Genomic DNA, 19004 nt, shown 5'->3' with positions numbered 1-19004 from the left:
CTAACGAGAATCAGGAGAGCCCCTTGTTTTGCAATTCGAGCCCCATCTCTGACCGCCAGATCGGTAATGTTCAAATCCGATTTGTACAGGTTTGTTTCATACATGGATGACGCGCTTATCCAAGGAGTCTTGCCGCCCCAATACTCAGAAACATCTTTGGATGGTGTGCCACCAGATGCAAATTCAGAAATGCTCCCCAAGGCCGCTTCCGCCCACTCCCCCGCCTCCCGAAACTCCGGAAACCGCAGCCGTGGGACAGTTTCGCCTTCGCGGGGGAAAAGCTGCTGCATCAGGCCCTTCTTGTGGGTCTTGAGGGCGTCCAGCTGTTGGATTTCCGCCGCGATCAGCTCGTCGAGGGAAGACAGGCAGTCGGCGATTTTTTGTTGTTCCGGGATGCTTGGGAATTTAACTTGCGCCCCAAGAATGTTTTCGTTGTAAAGCCTTTGAATAGCCCCGACACTTGGCGACCAATCAATTAGCTGGTAGAGATAAAACAAAAAATTATCTGCAATTAATTTTTCACTGTTATCCAGCCAAACAATGTTCGAGTCTTGGAAATATGCAAGTTCGCCGTTATAGCGAACCGTCCTTCCAATTGTCCCCGCAGCAGAAATAAGCACGGCCCCATTTTTCGGGAATGGATAACTGCTCCTGAAATTCTCAAATATTTCTCTCGAAATATATGCATCTGGAACACCGCCAAATGTGCCAATTTTATAAAAAGGTATATCACCGCGAGGGCTGGTTTGCTCTTTGAGAATTCGCTTGCACATGCGCACGCTTCCAATGTCACCCAGCCGCGTCTCCTCCCATTCCCCCGCCCACCGAAACTCCGGAAACCGCAGGCGCGGCACCAGCAGTCTCCCGGCCTGTTTGTTTTTCTGCGCTTCTGTCATGACGCTGGTGTTCCTTGCAGTTCTTGCAACAGCCGCTGTCCGGCTTCGGTGAGCCGGTATTTTTGCCGGCGGCTGTTGGGCTTGTCGGGCTGTGTGGGTTCGATCAGGTCTGCTGCCCATGCGGGCAGCAAGTAGGCTTTGCGGAAATGTTCGCGGTCGGCAAGACCCAGCAAGGATTGCAGTTCCTTGCGGGCGTGTTCGCCCGTCATGACGCCCAGCCGTTGCCCAACTTGCGGGGTGACGGGGGCCGCGCCAACGTCCCATTGCGGGTTTGGCCGTTGAACCCGCGCCGTGAACCGGTTGCCGCGCACCTCGTCGATCAGTTCGATCTGCGGCCACTCCTGCAGTACGCGCGGGATGCCGCTGCCCAGGCCCCGGTAGGCAGCAGCCGGAAGGCGTGCGCGGCCAGCCCCTGGTTTTGCAGCACGGCATCCAGTGGCCGCCTGGCCTGTCGGTTATTCCGCACATCTGTCATTCCTCGCGGACTCTGCGCCTCAATTGACTGGCTGTGGCAACGGCAGCCAGCCCTGAGCCTTCAGGCGCTCCTCGGCGATGGCGATCTGGCGGGGCGTGAACTGCTGCTTGCGGGCGTTCCACGCATAGACTTGCCGCGTCACGCCATCGTGATGGGCCACGCTCTCTCGGCTCATCACCCAATGCACGGTGGCCAGCAGCTCCAGACCGCTGGGGGACTCGAAACCTTCCACCAGCCTGGCCACGCGTTCGTAGCGGGCACGGCTGATCTCGTGCCGGTCGAGAAAGTCCTTGGCTTCATCCACCGCGCCGGGCACGAGGGAGAGGGGCTTGCCGGGCGCATCGCCGCCATCGGCGTAACCGGCGATTAGGTGCCCCTCTATCGCACGTAACACGTGGCGCAGGTTTTCGGCGTAGGGGCCATAGGGGGCCTTGACATATCGCAGCCGGAGCGGCTCACCGGCCTCCTGCATGAAATACATCAGCTTGTGAACTTCCAGCAGGGTAACGAAAGGGTCGAGCAAGCCGCCGAGATAGCGGTTGATGAGTTCGACCAGTGCCGCGCGACCGGCAGTCATCGTCGGCACTTCGCGCACATGGGCCATTTTGTCGTTGGCTGGGGCACCGTTGGGTTCGTACACGAGCACCCGCACATCCGCCAACTCCGCGAGCGCGCGCTCGATGCGTGGGCGCACTTCGCTCCAGTCCAATCCGCCCAAGCCCGCGCCCAGCGGAGGAATGGCGATGGAATGGATGCCTTTGTCCCGGATTACCTTGACCAGATCGACCAGCCCCGCTTCGATGTCCCCGGTGCGGCTCTTGCCGCGCCAGTGGCGCTTGGTGGGAAAGTTGATGATGAAGCGAGGCAACGTGAGTTGCCCCGTCTCGAAGACGAACATCCGGCCCGGCTCCAAGGCCTGGCGCTTGCAGGCCGCCTCGTAAGCCTTGAAGTTTTCGGGAAACGCGTTCTTGAACTGCAGGGCAATGCCGCGCCCCATCACGCCGACACAGTTGACGGTATTGACCAGCGCATCCGCCTCGCATTTGAGGATGTCGCCCGAGGTGTATTCGATCATGGCTGAACTCCTCTCATTTATCAGTAATACCACTCCGGCAGGACTTCGACCGTCGGCCGATGTCCATGCGTCGGGCGTGTGTTGACAACTTGCCGATACACATTGGCCGATTTCACGCCGATGCGCTCGATCAAATGCCAAGGAAAGTGGTGTTCCAGCAGGAACTCGGCCTGCTTGCCTTCCTTATGTTCCCGCCAATCCCTGGCATGCACGGCAGTCCAATTGATCTCGCCCAGGCGCGCAAGATCGTTGCGATCCTCAAAAAAACATGAGCCCGCATTCGAGAGCGTAAAGGCCCAGCGCAAAGATTGGGCGTTGGCCCATGCAACGGTGGCGTACAGATCGGCCTCGAAATGCAGGATCGGTCCTTGCCCGCCACGATAGTCCAGCTCCTTATGGTTGGCTTGATGGATCAGATAGAGCATTACGGAGCGCGGGCAGAAATAGAACGGTACGCAGTCGCCGACGCAGATATCGGAGTGACTGTTCAAGGGCAGCGTCAATCTCCGCTGCTTGATGCTATTCATGCCGATGGTCGTGCCCACAGGGGCGCGCTGAATGATTTCTGCATCGCACCACAAAAATCCGTCGGTCACGATGGAGGCTAGCCGATCCACATGAGCGATGTGGTAAATCTTCGGTCGAGACGGTCCCGGCATGGCCTGTTTTCCTTTAGCTCTCGTACGCACTCAACCCGGAAATCTCCCGCCCCTGCGCCAGCTTGTGCAGCAGCGGCGTCAGGTCTTCGACGAGCGCCAGTTCGGCCTGGGTGCGCGCCTTCCAGCCGAGTCCCAGCGGAGTCATGAGTTCGGAGAGGCGCTCGCCGTCGAAGATGCGGCGGCGCAGCACGTCGTCCACGAAGGCTTGCAGTGCGGCGGCTTCCAGCCCGTGCTTGGCGGCAATATCGGTGAGTTCGCGCGCTTTCTTCTCGGCCTTGAAGCGTTCGTAACCGGCGCGGATTTCCGGCTCGATCAGCTTCTCGCCCACGGCCAGGCTGCGGATGTATTCGGCTATTGTCTCGCGCTCGTCGATGAACTTGGCGTCGGCCTGGATGAGGCCGATCAACTGTTCCCGGTTCATCGTCGTCTTGCCGGGCTTTTGCGCGGTCATGCGGGCGATGAGGCCCATGATGTAGTCGTAATCGATGAGGCTGGAGGCGAACAGCACGAACTCGAAATCGAGCTGCTGCACGTCGGGCGGCGCCTGCTCGCCTTCCTTCGCCTGCTGCTCTTTCAGGCGCTTGGCGGTTTCCAGATAGGTACTGCGGAAGCTCTGCAACTGGTCCTGCGGCAGGATGGCTTCCATCTTGGCCTTCTGTTCGGGTTCCAGGTCGGTGTACTGGTCGAGCTGGGTCTTGAGGCGCTGCACTTCCTTGAAGCGGTTGACGAACTCGATGCGCGCGGTGTCGCCCTTGAGGTTGTAGACCTGCTCGGGTTCGCAGACCAGGTTCTTCTTCTCCATGAAGCCCGCCATGCCGGCGACGGCGGCTTCGTACTTGCGCAGTACGTCGGCGGCGGGTTCCACCAGCCAGATTTCGCGGGGGTTATCGATCCGCTCGCCGGAGAAGAGGGCGATGGCTTCATCGACGTTCTGCTGCTGCTGGCGGAAGTCGAGCACGTTGCCGTAGGGCTTGCTGTCGTTGAGCACACGGTTGGTGCGCGAGAAAGCCTGGATCAGACCGTGGTGCTTGAGGTTCTTGTCCACGTACAGGGTGTTGAGGTACTTGGAGTCGAAGCCGGTGAGGAGCATGTCCACCACGAGGGTGATGTCGATCTTCTGTGCGTGCGGCAGATCGGCATTCGGGTATTGCTGATCCTTGATGCGCTTTTGCACGTCCTGGTAGTAGAGGTCGAATTCGGCGATGCGGTGGTTGGTGCCGTAGCGGGCGTTGTAGTCGGCGATGATGCGGGTGAGCGCCGCCTTCTTGCCTTCCGGGTCCTGCTGGTTGTCGGCTTTTTCCTGCGGCAGGTCTTCCTGAATCTGCTGCACGTCCTTGTTGCCCTCGGCAGGCGGTGAAAAGACGCAGGCGATGTTGAGCGGCGCGAAGTCCGGATTTTGCGACCGCATTTCGTCCTGCACGGTCTGGAACAGGGCGTGGTACTCGATGGCGTCGTTGATGCTGGCGGTGGCCAGCACGGCGTTGAACTTGCGGTGGGCGGTGGCGGCGTCGTGCTTGGCGAGGATGGCCTCGATGACCTTGCGCTTGGCGAACGCCTCGCCGGGCTTCGGCTGATGGTTGCCCTCCGGCTTGTAGTAATCGACATGGAAGCGCAGGACGTTGCGGTCTTCGATGGCGTGGGTGATGGTGTATTGGTGCAGGCAGCGCTGAAACAGGTCGTCGGTGGTGCGATAACTGGCCTGCTGGCCTTCGATCTGCTGATAGCTGGCGTTCTGCTCGAAGATCGGCGTGCCGGTGAAGCCGAACATCTGGGCGTTGGGGAAGAACGTCTTGATGGCCTTGTGGTTGTCGCCGAATTGCGAGCGGTGGCATTCGTCGAAGATGAACACCATGCGCTGATTGCGCAGCGGCTCCAGGCGCTCCTTGTAGTTGCGCTGGCTGTTCGGGTCGAGCGCCAGGCCCAGCTTCTGGATGGTGGTGACGATGACCTTGTCGGCGTAGTCGTCAGAGAGCAGGCGGCGCACCAGGGTTTCGGTGTTGGTGTTCTCTTCGACGCAGTTTTCCTGGAAACGGTTGAATTCCTCGCGGGTCTGGCGGTCCAGGTCCTTGCGGTCCACCACGAACAGGCATTTGTCCAGGCCTGGGTTGTCCTTGAGCAGGGTGGAGGCCTTGAACGAGGTCAGCGTTTTGCCGCTGCCAGTGGTGTGCCAGATGTAGCCGTTGCCGCAGCGCTGGTGGATGCAATCCACGATGGCCTGCACGGCATAGATCTGGTACGGCCGCATCATCAGCAGCTTTTGCTCGCTGGCCACCAGCACCATGTAACGGCTGATCATCTGGCCGAGGGTGCACTTGGCGAGGAACTTATCGGCAAAGACATCGAGGTGGGTGATCTTCTTGTTGTCCTCGCTGGCGAACTGGTAGGCAGGCAGGAAGCGTTCATCGGCGTTGAAGCTGAAATGGCGGGCGTTGTTGTTGGCGAAGTACCAGGTATCCGCGCGGTTACTGACGATGAACAGCTGGATGAAGCAGAGCAGCGTCTTACCGTAACCGTTGCCGGGGTCGTTCTTGTAATCGACAATCTGCTGCATGGCCCGGCGCGGGCTTAGGCCTAAGGTCTTCAGCTCGATCTGCACCACCGGCACGCCGTTGATGAGCAGCATCACGTCGTAGCGGTGGTGGCTGTTGTCGGTGTTGATGCGTAGCTGGTGGATGACCTCGAAGTCGTTCTTGCACCAGTCCTTGATGTTGACCAGCGTGTAATTGAGCGGCGTGCCGTCGTCGCGCTCGAAGGCGTTGATATTGCGCAGCGTCTGGGCGGCGTTGTAGACGTCCGGTGTGATGACGCCGTCGAGCAGGCGCTGGAATTCGCTGTCGGTCAGCCTGACGCGATTGAGCGCCTCGAACTTCTCGCGGAAATTGGCTTCCAGCGATGCGCGATCGCGGATGTCCGGGCGGCAGGTGTATTTGAGATCTTCCAGCGTGGCGATCAGATCGCGCTCGATGAGGTTTTCTGCGGCTGTCATGGGTCCAGTTCAGGGCGCTTGCGGGAAGGTGCTTTGGTGGCCCGGCTCGCGGCGGGCGACGGCCAGCGTGGGCAACCCCCGGCATTCACGCCAGCGCTAGACGGTGCCCTGCGTCATGCCCGGGCAGCGGGCCGACGGAGCGAGCGTTATCCGCGGCTCCGGGGTCGTCGCATAACCCCCGGCGTGCAGGCTGTGCTTCGCATGCCGTCTTCCGAACTCTACCAGCGCGGCCGGCGACTGCCCAGCGACACCGGGGGGAGGGCAGGCTGGCCGCCGGAGCCGGGAGGCCAACCGGGCGAAAATCGTATCCGTAACCCCCTTGTCACAAAAACTTCGTAAATTGTTCGTGCAAACATCACATTCCCGGGGGAGTTTTTTGGTGGTCACGATATTGGTGGTTGAAGACGACAAACCCATCCTGAAGATGCTCAGGGATCTCCTGGAGGGCGCCAACATCCACGTGTTGACCGCAACGGAGATCACCGAGGCGCAGACGCTGATCGCCCAGAGCACGCCGGACATGATCCTGCTGGACTGGATGCTGCCGGACATGAGCGGCACCGAGTGGGTGAAGCGGCTGAAGCGCGACGAGCTGTACGCCGGCATCCCGATCATCATGCTGACGGCGCGCGGCGAGGAGGAGGACAAGGTCAAGGCGCTGGACATCGGCGTCGACGACTACGTGACCAAGCCGTTCTCGCCCCGCGAGCTGGTGGCCCGCATCAAGGCCGTCATGCGGCGGCGGGTCAACTTTTCCACCACCGGCCGCATCGGTTCCGCCGGCATCGAGCTGATCCTGGACGAGCACCGGGTGCAGATCGGCGGCAAGGACGTCAACCTCAGCCCGATGGAGTACCGGCTGCTGGAGTTCTTCATCACCCACCCGGAAAAGGTCTACAGCCGCAGCCAGCTGCTCGACAACGTCTGGGGCCGCAGCGTGTTCATCGAGGAGCGCACGGTCGACGTCCACATCCGCCGGCTCAGGAAGACCCTGGCCGACCACGATCGCGACAACGTCATCCAGACGGTACGCGGCTTCGGCTATCGCTTCTCGGAAAAGACCTGAGTCCGTCACGGCGCCTGACCGTATTCCCCCGCCCGGCTGGTCCCGGGATCACAAGCGGACCATAATGGCGGCCCCTTGATTCACTATCCGGATCCGCCGCGTGCCTCGCTTCGCCTGTCGTCTGCTGCTGCTGTTTCATGTCTCCCTGGCGGCCCAGTCCGCCGTCACCCTGATCGGCGAGGGTGCGATCCCCGCCGATGCCCTCGATCAATCCGGGGCGACCGGGCTGCTGGAGGATGGCCGCACGCCGAAGGCGCGTGTCGGCGGCCTGGGCGGCGCCATCACCTGGAGCGGCCAGGGCCCGATCTACTACGCGGTGCCGGACCGCGGTCCCGGCGCCGGGGAAACCAGCTTCCAGGGCCGCCTCTACCGGCTGGAACTGCAACTCTCGCCCCAGGGCCATGGCCGCTACAGCCTGGATCCGCGGGTGCTTGAAACGCACCTGCTGACGGATACCGCCGGCCATGCCATGACCGGCGATGCCAGGGCCTTCGACCCGCTGAACTCGCCCGACAGCCTGCGCCTGGATGCCGAAGCCATCCGCCTGGCGGCGGACGGGCGCACGGCGTTCGTCTCCGACGAGTACGGCCCGTTCATCGACCTGTTCGATATCCGCAGCGGCAAGCGGCTGAAAACCCTGAAGGTGCCCAACAAGTTCCAGATCGACAGCCCCAGCGCCGACGGACGCGAGGAAATGCGGCACAACCTGTTCGGCCGGCAAAGCAATCGCGGCTTCGAAGGCCTGGCCATCACCCCCGACGGCAAGCGGCTGCTGGCCATCATCCAGGACCCCCTGCTGCAGGATGCCGAGCAGCGCGCAGACGGCAAGGCGACGGGGCTCAACAACCGCATGCTGGAGCTCGACCTCGAGACCGGCGGCGTGCGCGAGTTCGTCTATCCGCTGGAAGATGCCGCCAATGGCGTCTCGGAGATACTGGCCATCAACGCCGACGAGTATCTGGTGCTGGAGCGGGATACCCGCTCGGGCGAGGCGGCGCGCTTCAAGAAGGTGTTCAGGATCAGCCTCGCCGGTGCCAGCGACGTGCATACGGTGCAGTCGCTGGCGCCCGGCGGCGAGAGCCAGCCGGGCTGGACGCCGGTGCGCAAGACCCTGTTCCTGGATCTGCTGGCGCAGGGCATCCGCGAGGTGCCGGAAAAGTTCGAGGGCATGACCTTCGGCCCACCGCTGGAGGACGGCCGCCAGCTGCTGATCATCGGCAGCGACAACGATTTCTCCAGCCGCGAGGCGACCCGCTTCTTCGCCTTCGCCATCGACCCCGGCGACCTGCCGGGCTACCAGCCGCAGCGGGTGGCGGCGCCGCTCGGCCACCGGCTGCACCGGCCGACGCCGGCCGGCGGGCACGCGGACCGTCCGCGCCACAACTGACCGCCGTCTTGAAAGCCCGGCTCCGGCGGTTGCCGCGGCGCGCCCGACGCGATCTGGCGCGCCGCGGACCGAGCTTCACCGCCTGGATCTTCCTCGGCCTGAGTGGCGGCATCCTCACCGGCCTGTTCCTCGGCGAGTACGCCGAGAGCCTTAAGGTGATGGGCGACATCTATGTCGGCCTGATGCAGATGACGGTGCTGCCCTACATCGTCTTTTCCCTGATCGGCAACATCGGCAGCCTCAGCCTGCGGGATTTCGGCCTGCTGGCGCGGGCGGGCCTGCTGATCTTCGTCGGACTGTGGGCACTCGCGGCGCTGACGGTGCTGGGGATGAGCCAGGCGCTGCCGGAGCTGCCGGTCGGCCAGTTCTTCAGCGCCGCGCTGGTCGACCCGCCGCCCAAACCCGATTTCCTGAGCATCTTCATCCCCTCGAACCCGTTCAAGTCGCTGGCCGACAACTCGGTGCCGGCGGTGGTGGTGTTCTGCATCCTCTTCGGTGTGGCCATCATCGGCTTCGAGGAGAAGAAGAGCCTGCTCGATCACGTCGGGCTGATCGCCAAGACCCTGCACCGCGTCAACGGCCTGGTGGTGCGACTGACCCCGATCGGCGTCTTCGGCATCGCCGCCCATGCCGCCGGCACCATGTCGGTCGAGGAGTTCGGCCGCCTGCAAGCCTATTACCTGACCTTCGCCGGCGGCGTGCTGCTGCTCACCTTCGGCACCCTGCCGCTGCTGGTGGCCAGCCTGACGCCGTTCTCCTACGGCCAGGTGCTGCGCGCCGGCAAGGACGCGCTGATCACGGCGCTGGTCACGGGCAGCGTGCTGCCGGTGATCCCGCTGCTGATCGACGGCGTCAAGGCGATGTTCCAGCAGCGCCTGCCGCACGACCGCGCCCACGAGGGCTTTCCGGAATTCATCCTGCCGCTGGCCTACCCCTTCCCGAACAGCGGCAACGTCATCGATCTGGTCTTCATCCCCTTTGCCGCCTGGTTCGTGGGCAACCCGCTGGATCTGGGCGATCAGCTGTTCATGCTGGGCTCCAGCCTTTTCCTGCTGTTCGGCAAGGTGTTCCTGTCCATTCCCTTCCTGCTCAACAGCTTCCACATCCCGCAGGACATGTTCCAGCTGTTCCTGGCCGCCGGGGTGCTGGCGGCGCGGGTGGGAGATGTGCTCAGCAGCATGCATTACCTGGTGTTCACGATCCTGGCGACGGCCACCATGACCGGACTGCTGCGGGTCAACTGGAAGCGGCTGCTGTGGGGCGGGGCCTTCATGCTGCTGCTGATGATCATCGTCATCGCCCTGATCCGGCTGGCGCTGGGCCTGCTGGCCAGCCCGGAATTCGGCAAGGCGTCGGCGCTGGCGCGCATGACCCTGCTGGAGAATCAGGTGTATTCCTACGTCGAGCCCGGCGCCGCGCCCAACCCGATCCCGCTGCGGGCCGGGGAGAGCCGGCTGAGCCGCATCAAGCGGCGCGGGACGATCCGCGTCGGCTACCGGCCGGACTATGTGCCCTACAGCTATCTCAACGGTCGCGGCGAGCTGGTCGGCTTCGACGTCGACCTGGTGAACAGGCTGGCGCTGGATCTGCAGGTCGGCGTGGAATTCATTCCCTACCGCATCGAGGATCTGGCCGACCAGCTGCGGGCCGATCATTTCGACATCGCCGTCTCCGGCCTCACGGTGACCCTGCCGCGCGCCGAGGCGATGCTGATGTCGGAACCCTACCTGATCGTCAACATGGGCGTGGTGGTGGAGGACTACCGCAGCCACGAGTTCGCCAGCGAAGCGCGCATCAACCGGCTCGGCAGGCTGCGGCTCGGCGTCAGCAACGGCAGCTTCTTCGAGGACCGGGCGCGCGAGCATTTCCCCAATGCCGAGATCGTGCCACTGGATTCGATCCGCCTGTTCTTCGACGATCCCGCGCTGCATCTGGACGCGCTGATCACCCAGGCGGAAAGCGGCGCGGCATGGACGCTGATCTATCCCAACTACAGCGTGGTCAACCCGCTGCAGCGGCGCGACAGCGCTCCGGTGTCGATCGCCATCGCCGGCTTCGACCCGGGCCTCGATCAGGCCCTGGCCACCTGGGTGACCCTCAAGAAGCTGGACGGCACCATCGACAAGCTGTTCCAGCACTGGATGCTCGGCAAGATGGAAGGTCCGGGTAACAAGCGCTGGAGCATCGCCCGGGACGTTCTGCACTGGATCGAGTGAGCCCTGGCGAGGTCGCCGGCCCGTTCCGGCCATCGTCTTTGTAATCCTCGCGTAATCAAACAGTTATCCATCCGTCACCGGGCTTTCATGAAAAAGAAACCCGTCATCCGCCAAATCGTCACGAAAAAGTAATATTCAGGCATTAGCTTGTCGCACCTTGGGCCGCGCATGGAACGGCCAACCTATTGATTTTTCTAAAACGGGTGCAAAGCAATGAACGTCAGAAGGCTCAGCCTTGCCGTCCTTGGGGTGTTTGGCGCCGGCATCGTGGATGCCTCCGCCATGGCCCTTAATCTCTACGTGGACACCAAGACCAGCCAGGTCTTCACCAGCCCCGGTGCGGGTCGCGTCAAGCTCGGCAGCTTCCAGCAGATCGACGAGACCAAGTCGTCGGCGGCGGCCGAGGGCCAGAAGCTGGCCACTGCCAGCGAGGTCAAGCAGGTCGAGGAAAAGCTCAACCAGCGCATCGACAGCGTGGCCAACAAACCCAAGAAACCGAACGAGGCCAAGACCCAGATCGACGACAAGGGCATCCGTTTCGAAACCAACGACGGCAACTTCAAGTTCAGCATGAACGGCCGTCTGCATACCGACGCCGATATGTTCTCGGGCGGCGACATCGTGACCTACAGCGACCGCAACGACGACGGCCGCTACAACCCCGCCACCGACGGCCCGGTACAGAACAACCGGCTCACCGACGGCACCGAAATCCGCCGCTTCCGCATGGAGTTCGCGGGACAGTTCTACAAGGACTGGCACTTCAAGATGCAGCCCGAAATCGCCAACGGCGGCGGCAACGGCACGGTCGGCATCCGCGATGCCTTCGTCCAGTACAAGGGCTTCGACTGGGGCAGCTTCGTCGTCGGCCAGAGCAAACAGCCCTACAGCTTCCAGCAGATGATGAGCTCCAATGACATGGTGTTCATGGAACGCTCGACCGAGTACGAATTCACCAACCGCTCGGTCAACCGCGCGATCGGCCTGCGCTACGACCTCGGCGGCGACTGGTGGGGTTTCTCCACCGGCGTCTACGGCGACACTGCCACCCGCCAGACTTCCGGCACCACCACGGTGGACGACGAGGGCTGGGGCGGCGCCCTGCGCGCCACGCTGGCGCCCTGGTACAACAAGTCGGACGAGCTGCTGCACATCGGTGCCTCCGGTGCCTTCCGCGCACCGCCCAGCGGCCAGCGCACGGTGCGCTACGCGATCGCCCCCACCGCCATCAGCCAGTTCGCCTACCTGGATACCGGCAACATGCCGGACGTGCAGAACAGCGAGTTCGTCGACGGCGAAATGGTCGGCATCTACGGACCGCTATCGTTCGAAACCGAGTACAACGCCACCTGGCTCAACGCCAACGATGTCGAGAGCACGCATCAGCTGCCCGCCGGCAACGGCTTCTTCCAGGGTGCGCACGTCGACGTGGCCTACAGCCTGACCGGCGAATCGCGCGGCAGCGGCTATCGGGCCGATCAGGGTGTGCTGGGGCGCATCAAGCCCGAGCATAACCTCGACTTCCACGATGGCTGGGGCGCCTTCGAGCTGAAAGGCCGCTTCATGTGGGTCGACATGAACCAGATCGCCGACTCGGCGACCTATGGCGGTGGCAGCCAGGTCGCGTCGACCTTTGGCGGCAACTGGTATTTCAACAACTGGGCCCGCTTCATGCTGGACTGGACCCACGTCTACTCGCTGAATGTCGGCCGCGCCGGCGTCAACCGGACCGTCCTGGACATCCCCGGCAATACCACCGGCGACTGGGATTACGTCCAGGCCCGTATCGACCTGCATTACTGATCGACGGCAACAAGAGTCCTTGGGCTGTAGCCGCCGCCGTCCCGATGCTCCCCTGCCCTGACGGCGGCCGGTCTGCCCCATTCCCGAGATGATGACCATGAGATCGAACCCGTCCGCCAGGCCGTCCCGACTCGCGCTGGCGCTGGCGCTGGTACTGGCGCTGGCAGCCGGCCTCGCGGGCCGGGTCTCCGCCGCGGAGGTCAACGGTGCCCGCGAGGCGATCCACATCGTCGGTTCCACCACGGTGTCCCCCTTCGCCTCCGCCGTCGCCGAGCGGCTGAGCGAAACCGGCCGGTTTGTCCGCCCGATCGTCGACACCACCGGCACCGGCATGGGCATCAAGCGCTTCTGCGGCGGGGTGGGCGACAATTACCCCGACATCGTCAACGCCTCGCGGCGGATCAAGCCGGCCGAGTATCGCGCCTGCGAGCAGGCCGGCGTGAAAGCGATCGTCGAGATCCGGATCGGCTTCGACGGCATCGTGCTGGCGCGGGCCGGCCAGGACCGGCCGCCCATGCTCACCCGCAGGATGCTCTACCTGGCCCTGGCCAGGCAGGTGCCCGATCCCGGCTGTCCGGCCTGCGGGAAGCTGGTCGACAATCCCTACCGGCGCTGGGCCCAGATCGATCCGGCGCTGCCCGACGTGCCGATCGAAATCTATGGCCCGGCGGCCGCTTCCGGCACCCGCGATGCCTTCGGCGAGCTGGTGATGGAGCCGGGGTGCAGCAGCTTCGACTGGCTCAAGGACTGGAAGCCGCGCAGCGAATCCGAGTTCAGACGCCTGTGTCGCAGCTTCCGCGAGGATGGCGTCTACGAGGAGATCGGCGAGAATTACGCGCGGATTCTCGAACTGCTCAAGACCCGGCCCGGCGCGCTGGGCCTGTTCGGCTACAGCTTCCTGGATGCCCACCGCGCCGAGCTGAGCGCCAGTCCGATCGAGCAGGTGACGCCCGCGGCCGGCAGCATCGCCGACGGCCGCTATCCGATCTCGCGGCCGCTGTACTTCTACGTCAAGAAGGCGCAAATCGGCCACATCCCCGGCATCGTCGAGTACATCGAGGAATTCACCCGCGAGAGCGCCTGGGGTGATCAGGGTTATCTGCTGGAAAAGGGCCTGGTGCCGCTGCCGCAGGATCAGCGCCGGGCATCGGCCGCCAGCGCCCGCCAACTGGAGTTAATGAAAATGTAAGCCCGCCGGTTTAACCTGACATCCAAATTTCACAACCATCCGAGGATTTTCATGAAACGCAACGCCATATTCGCCTGCCTGTCGGGCCTCGCCATGACCGTCAGCCTGACCGCGCAGGCTGCCTCGCGCGATTCCATCAGCGCCGCCGGCTCGTCCACCGTCTACCCGTTTACCGCCTCGGTGGCCGAGCAGTTCGGCAAGTCGGGCAAGTTCAAGACGCCCAAGGTCGAGTCCACCGGTACTGGCGGCGGCTTCAAGCTGTTCTGCGGCGGCGTCGGTCCCAAGTATCCGGACATCGCCAACGCCTCCCGCGCCATCAAGAAATCGGAGTACGAGGCCTGCCAGAAGGCTGGCGTCAAGGAGATCGTCGAGGTCGAGATCGGCTTCGACGGCATCGTCGTGGCGCAGTCGAAAAAGGCCGGGACCGACCTGGCCCTGACCCGCAAGGATCTGTTCCTGGCGCTGGCCAAGCAGGTACCCGATCCCAAGCAGCCCGACGGCGGCGTGCTGGTGGCCAATCCCTACAAGACCTGGAACGAGGTCAACCCGGCTCTGCCGGCCACCAAGATCGAGGTGCTGGGTCCGCCGCCGACCTCGGGCACCCGCGACGCCTTCGCCGAGCTGGCGCTGGAGGGCGGCTGCCAGCAGATTCCCTGGATCAAGGCCAAGAAGGAGAAGGACGAGGCCTGGTTCAAGAGCACCTGCATGACCGTGCGTGAGGACGGCGCCTATATCGAGGCGGGCGAGAACGACAACCTGATCGTGCAGAAGCTGGAAGCCAATCCCGACGCCGCGGGCGTGTTCGGCTACAGCTACCTGAGCCTCAACGAGGACAAGCTCAAGGCCGCCCCCATCGATGGCCAGGCGCCGACCTATGACGCCATCGCCGAGGGCAAGTATCCGGTCTCGCGACCGCTGTTCATCTATGTCAAGAAGGCGCATGCCGGCGTGATCCCGGGCATTCCGGAGTTCCTGGCCGAATACACCAGCGAGAAGGCCATAGGCCCCGAAGGCTACCTGACCGACAAGGGCCTGATCGCGCTGCCCGACGACCAGCGCAAGGCGGTGGCGGAAGCCGCCAAGGCGCTGAAACCGATGGCGGCGGTCAAGTAAGAACCGCCCGTTGCCGCGGCCCTGAGGTCGGCACTCCACCGACGCCAGGGCCGTCTGGCCTTTCCTTTCGTCCACCCTGCTCCCGGTCTCGCGACCGCACGCCCCCGGTTTTCCCCGCCATCGCGGTTGCTCGGCTATTTGCCGGCTTCGAGCTCGTCCCGGCCGCTCAGCTCCAGTCCCTCGTCCTCGTCCCAGTCGTCCCAGGGCTCCTCGATCGCGCAGCCCGACTGCAGGTAATAATCGGTGAGTTCATCACCGCCCAGAAAACTCATGGTCACCTCCCAAGCGTCTGATTCGCGGTGAATTCTTCCATGGGTTTGTGACAGGCTCATGGCAACGGCGGACGGATTGCGGCTGGCCGCAAGGACACCTAACCGACACCAAATCGTCATCTTTCTGTCGCAGACGGCGACTACCGTTGTCATTTTCGCCACGGCCCGACGCATGAGACTTCTGCTGCGCCAATCGTTGACCGGGTTCGACGCACAGGTGACCGAACCAGCGCCAAGCGCGGCCTTTGGCAGGGCGGGAGACGCGCCGCCGGCCAGGCGCCCGCCCCCCGCGGCCGATACGGCACTGCTGCGCTGCCGCGGCCTGCAGGCGGGTTTCCGCCAGACGCCGGCGCTGGTGGACATCGATCTCGCGATCGGCGCGCGGGAAATACTGGCCGTCACCGGCCTGGCCGGCGCCGGCAAGAGCACCCTGCTGCGCTGTTTCAACCGCATGAACGACGGCATCGCCGGCTTCAGGGTCGGCGGCGAAATCCTGTTTCGCGGACGCAACCTCTACGGCAGGGACATCGACCTGACCGTCCTGCGCACGCGCATCGGCATGGTGTCGTCCCGGCCCAACCCGTTTCCGCGCAGCATCCAGGAGAACATTGCCTATGCGGCCTGCCTCCATGGCCGCGCCTGCGGCATCCTGGAACAGGAACAGATCGTGGAGACCGCCCTGCGCCAGGTCGATCTCTGGAACTTGCTGCGCAACAAGCTGGGCGCGCCGGCACTGAGCCTGAGTCGCGGGCAGCAACAGCGCCTGTGTCTGGCGCGCGCCCTGGCCCTGCAACCGGAGGTGCTGCTGCTGGACGAACCGACGGCCGGGATGGACTCGCTGGAGGCCGGACGCTTCGAGAACCTGATCGGCGAACTGGCCGAACACCGGACCCTGATCCTCGCCACCCAGTCGGTGAACCTGGCAGCCAGGGTTTCGCAGCGGATGGGCTTTCTGCACCAGGGCCGGCTGATCGAGATTGGGCCGACCCGCGAATTGTTCACCCAGCCTCGCCGGACCCTCACCGAGGCCTATCTGACCGGACGGCTGCTCGACCTCTGACGACCCGTCCCCGCGCCACGCGGGGGATCCGGTCACACGGCCGTAACATGGACACGGTATCTTTCGCAGGTATTTTTCTGCCAAAATCGGCGCGCCGCGCCAACAGCCCGAATGCTCCCATGAACAATCCTGCCTCACGTTCCGTCACGGCGGCGATGGCCTGCCTGATGTTGGCCGCCTGCGCGCCGGAGCTGGTCCGCCTGCCGGTGAACTTCGACGCCCAGGAGGCTGCCAACCTGCTGCAACCGGGCACCAACCGGATCGCCGGCACCATCCTCTACGAACCCGATCGCGGCCGGGCGCTGGGCTTTCCCGACACCTTCGTCTCCTGTGCGGGACGCGAGGTCATGCTGATCCCGTATACCGACTACGCCCGCGAGTGGGCACTGCGCTACTATGGCAAGCCGGTGACCGATATCGGCTACCGGCTCGCCAACCGGGGCAACGCCATGCGCTTCGAGGGCCAGGAAGCCTTCCTGGCCGCAACCCGCAAGACCGAGTGCGACGACAAGGGCAACTTCGCCTTCGACCGGGTCGCCAATGGCGATTTCCTGATCGTTGCCAAGGTGCAGTGGCTGGGCAAGGACGAGGAGTCCTACCAGTTCGGATTCGCACCCGAGGATATCGACGAGGAAGATGGCAGCGTGGTCAAGAAGATCACCCTGCGCGGCAACGAAAAGCGCGTACTCGGCGGCCCATGGCCGTGAGTGCATGGCAGCCTTCACCCGCCCGGCCGTTTCCCACCGAAGGACAGTTCCGCATGAGCAAACACACCGCCAGAGATACCAAGACGCGCGCCAAGTTTCACATCGTCGGCTACGACAAGGAGACCGGCATGGTCGAGCTGTACCAGTCCCGCGATGGCTGGGTCCACGAATTCGAACCGCTGCAGCTGATGCCCTGGACCGAGTTCATCGACCTGCTCAGGGAGGGCCGCTTCGAAATCTACCCGGCCAAACCCCCGCGCGCGGGTCACCACGCGGCAGACGAGAACCACCACGGCCAGGGCAGCGCCCCTCGCCATCCCGACAGCGGCTGACCCGGCACAAAAACGCGAAATCGTTTATTATCAGGCTTCGCTAATGAATGATGCGGAGCCGGCCATGATCTTTCGTCAGCTTTTCGAGCCCGAAACCTCCACCTACACCTACCTGCTCGGCTGCCCACGCACGCGCCGGGCCATCCTGATCGACACCGTCGCCAGCGAGGTGGAACACTACCTGGCGCTGCTGGACACGCTGCAACTGCGGCTGGTCTACACCCTGGAAACCCACGTGCATGCCGATCACGTCACCGGCGCCGGCCTGCTGCGCGAGCGCGTCGGCAGCAAGGCCGTGGTGCACCGGGATGCCGGCGCGCCGTGCGCCGACCTGATGGTGACCAACGGCGTGGTGCTGGAAACCGGCGATCTCGAACTGGAGGTCCGGCACACGCCGGGACACACCTCCGGCTGCGTCAGCTACGTGATGGCCGACCGCGTCTTCACCGGCGATGCCCTGCTCATCGGCGGCTGCGGCCGGACGGATTTCCAGCAGGGGGATGCCGGGCAGCTGTACGACAGCATCAGCCGGCAACTCTTCACCCTGCCGCCGGACACGCTGGTGTACCCCGGCCATGACTACCAGGGCCATACCGTCTCGACCATCCGCCAGGAAATGCAGCAGAATGCCCGCCTCGGTGGCGGCAGGACGCGTGACGAATTCATCGCCATCATGCGCCAGCTGAACCTGCCCTACCCGAAGCACATCGACGCGGCCCTGCCGGCCAACCAGGCCTGCGGGCTGGGCGGAAGCCAGGTCCGGCAGGGTTGAACCGGCCCGCGGCCAGCGCCCTGCCAGCCGACTGCGCATGAGTCTGCTCGCCCTGCTGGGCATCACCCTGATGGTCGGCCTGCTGCTGGGACTGCTTGGCGGCGGCGGCTCGATCCTGATGGTGCCGGTGCTGGTCTACGTGGCGGGCCTGGCAACCAAGACGGCCATCGCCACCTCGCTGATCGTGGTCGGCCTCACCAGCCTCATCGCCGTCATCAGCCACGCCCGCGGTCAACGGGTCTGCTGGAAGAACGGCTGGGTGTTCGGCCTGTCCGGCATGCTCGGCGCCTACCTGGGTGGGCGGCTGGCGGCCTTCGTGCCGGGCAACGTCCTGCTGCTGATGTTTGCCCTGGTCATGCTCGGCACCGCGATCAGCCTGCTGGCCGGACGCCGCGAGCGCAGCGCGCCGGCGGCGGACGGCTCGATCTGTCCGACGCGCCTGAACCTGCCGGCGGTGCTGTTCGACGGCTTCCTGGTCGGCTCGATCACGGGTCTGGTCGGCGTCGGCGGCGGCTTCGTCATCGTGCCGGCCCTCAACATCCTCGGCGGTCTGCCGATGCGCGCCGCCATCGGCACCTCGCTGCTGATCATCGTCATGAACTCGGCCGCCGCCCTGGCCGGCTACAGCAGCCATGTGCACATCGACCTGCCGTTCGCCGCCACCATCACCGTGGCCGCGATGGTCGGCAGCCTGATCGGCAGCCTGCTGTCGACCCGCGTCAGCAACCAGGGCCTGCGCCGCGGCTTCGGCCTGTTCGTCATCGGCGTGGCCGTCTACCTGCTGTACCGGGAACTCTCCTGGCAGGCACTGGACGAGGTGCTGGCCCTGGTGCGCGAACATCAGGAATTCTTCCGTGGCGCGCTCACCGCCATCGTCGTGATGGTCCTGTACTGGTTCCGCGGCATGCTGCATCACCGGACTGTCTTCCTCGACCCTGCCGCCGCCAGGCCCGGGAACGGCAAGGCGCTCCCGGGCCGCTGAGGCTGCTGGCCCGG

At 64.1% G+C, this 19004-nt stretch carries 17 protein-coding genes; 11 read left to right on the top strand and 6 right to left on the bottom strand.

All coding sequences use genetic code 11. The features are described 5' to 3' along the window. The 5 genes from ACYQ1H_RS06410 to ACYQ1H_RS06390 form a co-directional block, all read right to left on the bottom strand. Positions 1–896, bottom strand: an 896-nt coding sequence (locus tag ACYQ1H_RS06410; RefSeq protein WP_460027214.1) for a restriction endonuclease subunit S, incomplete at its 3' end; no start/stop codon positions are given. Continuing rightward, positions 893–1207, bottom strand: coding sequence for a Fic family protein (locus ACYQ1H_RS06405; RefSeq protein WP_460027213.1), 315 nt, complete (start codon positions 1205–1207; stop codon positions 893–895). The genes ACYQ1H_RS06405 and ACYQ1H_RS06410, both read right to left, overlap by 4 nt. 183 nt (positions 1208–1390) lie before the next feature. Then, complete coding sequence (darG, locus tag ACYQ1H_RS06400) at positions 1391–2446, bottom strand: type II toxin-antitoxin system antitoxin DNA ADP-ribosyl glycohydrolase DarG (RefSeq protein ID WP_460027212.1); 1056 nt, start codon at positions 2444–2446, stop codon at positions 1391–1393. A 20-nt stretch (positions 2447–2466) separates the two neighbouring features. Next, positions 2467–3105, bottom strand: coding sequence for a type II toxin-antitoxin system toxin DNA ADP-ribosyl transferase DarT (gene darT / locus ACYQ1H_RS06395; protein WP_460027211.1), 639 nt, complete (start codon positions 3103–3105; stop codon positions 2467–2469). A 13-nt stretch (positions 3106–3118) separates the two neighbouring features. Next, positions 3119–6091 carry a type I restriction endonuclease subunit R gene (locus ACYQ1H_RS06390; protein ID WP_460027210.1) on the bottom strand — a complete coding sequence of 991 codons (2973 nt, stop codon included), beginning with the start codon at positions 6089–6091 and terminating at the stop codon, positions 3119–3121. 379 nt (positions 6092–6470) lie between these two features. On the opposite strand from ACYQ1H_RS06390, the gene phoB reads away from it, so the two are divergent. From phoB to ACYQ1H_RS06360, 6 genes are all read left to right on the top strand, one after another. Beyond that, complete coding sequence (gene phoB, locus ACYQ1H_RS06385; protein WP_460027209.1) at positions 6471–7157, top strand: phosphate regulon transcriptional regulator PhoB; 687 nt, start codon at positions 6471–6473, stop codon at positions 7155–7157. 100 nt (positions 7158–7257) lie between these two features. Then, positions 7258–8544 (top strand): esterase-like activity of phytase family protein, encoded by a 1287-nt coding sequence (locus ACYQ1H_RS06380; protein ID WP_460027208.1) that lies wholly within the window; start codon positions 7258–7260, stop codon positions 8542–8544. 8 nt (positions 8545–8552) lie between these two features. Beyond that, positions 8553–10760 carry a cation:dicarboxylate symporter family transporter gene (locus tag ACYQ1H_RS06375; protein ID WP_460027207.1) on the top strand — a complete coding sequence of 736 codons (2208 nt, stop codon included), beginning with the start codon at positions 8553–8555 and terminating at the stop codon, positions 10758–10760. Positions 10761–10973: 213 nt separating this feature from the next. Beyond that, the gene (locus ACYQ1H_RS06370; protein WP_460027206.1) at positions 10974–12563 is read left to right on the top strand and encodes an OprO/OprP family phosphate-selective porin; all 1590 of its coding nucleotides are present in this window, start codon (positions 10974–10976) and stop codon (positions 12561–12563) included. 97 nt (positions 12564–12660) lie between these two features. Beyond that, positions 12661–13752, top strand: coding sequence for a substrate-binding domain-containing protein (locus ACYQ1H_RS06365; protein WP_460027205.1), 1092 nt, complete (start codon positions 12661–12663; stop codon positions 13750–13752). Between the two features lie 51 nt (positions 13753–13803). Next, a complete protein-coding gene (locus ACYQ1H_RS06360; RefSeq protein ID WP_460027204.1) occupies positions 13804–14865 on the top strand; it encodes a PstS family phosphate ABC transporter substrate-binding protein in 1062 nt (353 codons plus the stop codon). 134 nt (positions 14866–14999) lie between these two features. On the opposite strand, the gene ACYQ1H_RS06355 is transcribed toward ACYQ1H_RS06360, so the two are convergent. Next, the gene (locus ACYQ1H_RS06355) at positions 15000–15137 is read right to left on the bottom strand and encodes a hypothetical protein (RefSeq protein ID WP_460027203.1); all 138 of its coding nucleotides are present in this window, start codon (positions 15135–15137) and stop codon (positions 15000–15002) included. Between the two features lie 172 nt (positions 15138–15309). Between ACYQ1H_RS06355 and ACYQ1H_RS06350 the strand changes: the two genes are divergently transcribed. The 5 genes from ACYQ1H_RS06350 (at position 15310) to ACYQ1H_RS06330 (ending at position 18990) form a co-directional block, all read left to right on the top strand. Then, the gene (locus ACYQ1H_RS06350; RefSeq protein WP_460027202.1) at positions 15310–16197 is read left to right on the top strand and encodes a phosphate ABC transporter ATP-binding protein; all 888 of its coding nucleotides are present in this window, start codon (positions 15310–15312) and stop codon (positions 16195–16197) included. Positions 16198–16316: 119 nt separating this feature from the next. Next, positions 16317–16904, top strand: coding sequence for a hypothetical protein (locus tag ACYQ1H_RS06345; RefSeq protein WP_460027201.1), 588 nt, complete (start codon positions 16317–16319; stop codon positions 16902–16904). Between the two features lie 53 nt (positions 16905–16957). Further along, the gene (locus ACYQ1H_RS06340; RefSeq protein ID WP_460027200.1) at positions 16958–17236 is read left to right on the top strand and encodes a hypothetical protein; all 279 of its coding nucleotides are present in this window, start codon (positions 16958–16960) and stop codon (positions 17234–17236) included. Positions 17237–17300: 64 nt separating this feature from the next. Beyond that, entirely contained in the window at positions 17301–18008 is a 708-nt protein-coding gene (locus tag ACYQ1H_RS06335) for an MBL fold metallo-hydrolase (protein WP_460027199.1), read from the top strand. 37 nt (positions 18009–18045) lie between these two features. Further along, positions 18046–18990 (top strand): sulfite exporter TauE/SafE family protein, encoded by a 945-nt coding sequence (locus ACYQ1H_RS06330; RefSeq protein WP_460027198.1) that lies wholly within the window; start codon positions 18046–18048, stop codon positions 18988–18990. Positions 18991–19004 lie beyond the last annotated feature (14 nt).

This window comes from Methyloparacoccus murrellii (assembly GCF_054657115.1).
Note: the sequence above shows the minus strand (reverse complement) of the source record. Positions and strands in the feature narration are given on the sequence as shown.

Coding starts and splice junctions, on each gene's coding strand:
- darT (WP_460027211.1), bottom strand. CDS start 3,105: ATGCCGGGACCGTCTCGACCGAAGATTTACCACATCGCTCATGTGGAT.
- ACYQ1H_RS06355 (WP_460027203.1), bottom strand. CDS start 15,137: ATGAGTTTTCTGGGCGGTGATGAACTCACCGATTATTACCTGCAGTCG.
- ACYQ1H_RS06340 (WP_460027200.1), top strand. CDS start 16,958: ATGAGCAAACACACCGCCAGAGATACCAAGACGCGCGCCAAGTTTCAC.
- ACYQ1H_RS06370 (WP_460027206.1), top strand. CDS start 10,974: ATGAACGTCAGAAGGCTCAGCCTTGCCGTCCTTGGGGTGTTTGGCGCC.
- ACYQ1H_RS06365 (WP_460027205.1), top strand. CDS start 12,661: ATGAGATCGAACCCGTCCGCCAGGCCGTCCCGACTCGCGCTGGCGCTG.
- ACYQ1H_RS06330 (WP_460027198.1), top strand. CDS start 18,046: ATGAGTCTGCTCGCCCTGCTGGGCATCACCCTGATGGTCGGCCTGCTG.
- ACYQ1H_RS06335 (WP_460027199.1), top strand. CDS start 17,301: ATGATCTTTCGTCAGCTTTTCGAGCCCGAAACCTCCACCTACACCTAC.
- ACYQ1H_RS06390 (WP_460027210.1), bottom strand. CDS start 6,091: ATGACAGCCGCAGAAAACCTCATCGAGCGCGATCTGATCGCCACGCTG.
- ACYQ1H_RS06345 (WP_460027201.1), top strand. CDS start 16,317: ATGAACAATCCTGCCTCACGTTCCGTCACGGCGGCGATGGCCTGCCTG.
- ACYQ1H_RS06360 (WP_460027204.1), top strand. CDS start 13,804: ATGAAACGCAACGCCATATTCGCCTGCCTGTCGGGCCTCGCCATGACC.
- ACYQ1H_RS06350 (WP_460027202.1), top strand. CDS start 15,310: ATGAGACTTCTGCTGCGCCAATCGTTGACCGGGTTCGACGCACAGGTG.
- darG (WP_460027212.1), bottom strand. CDS start 2,446: ATGATCGAATACACCTCGGGCGACATCCTCAAATGCGAGGCGGATGCG.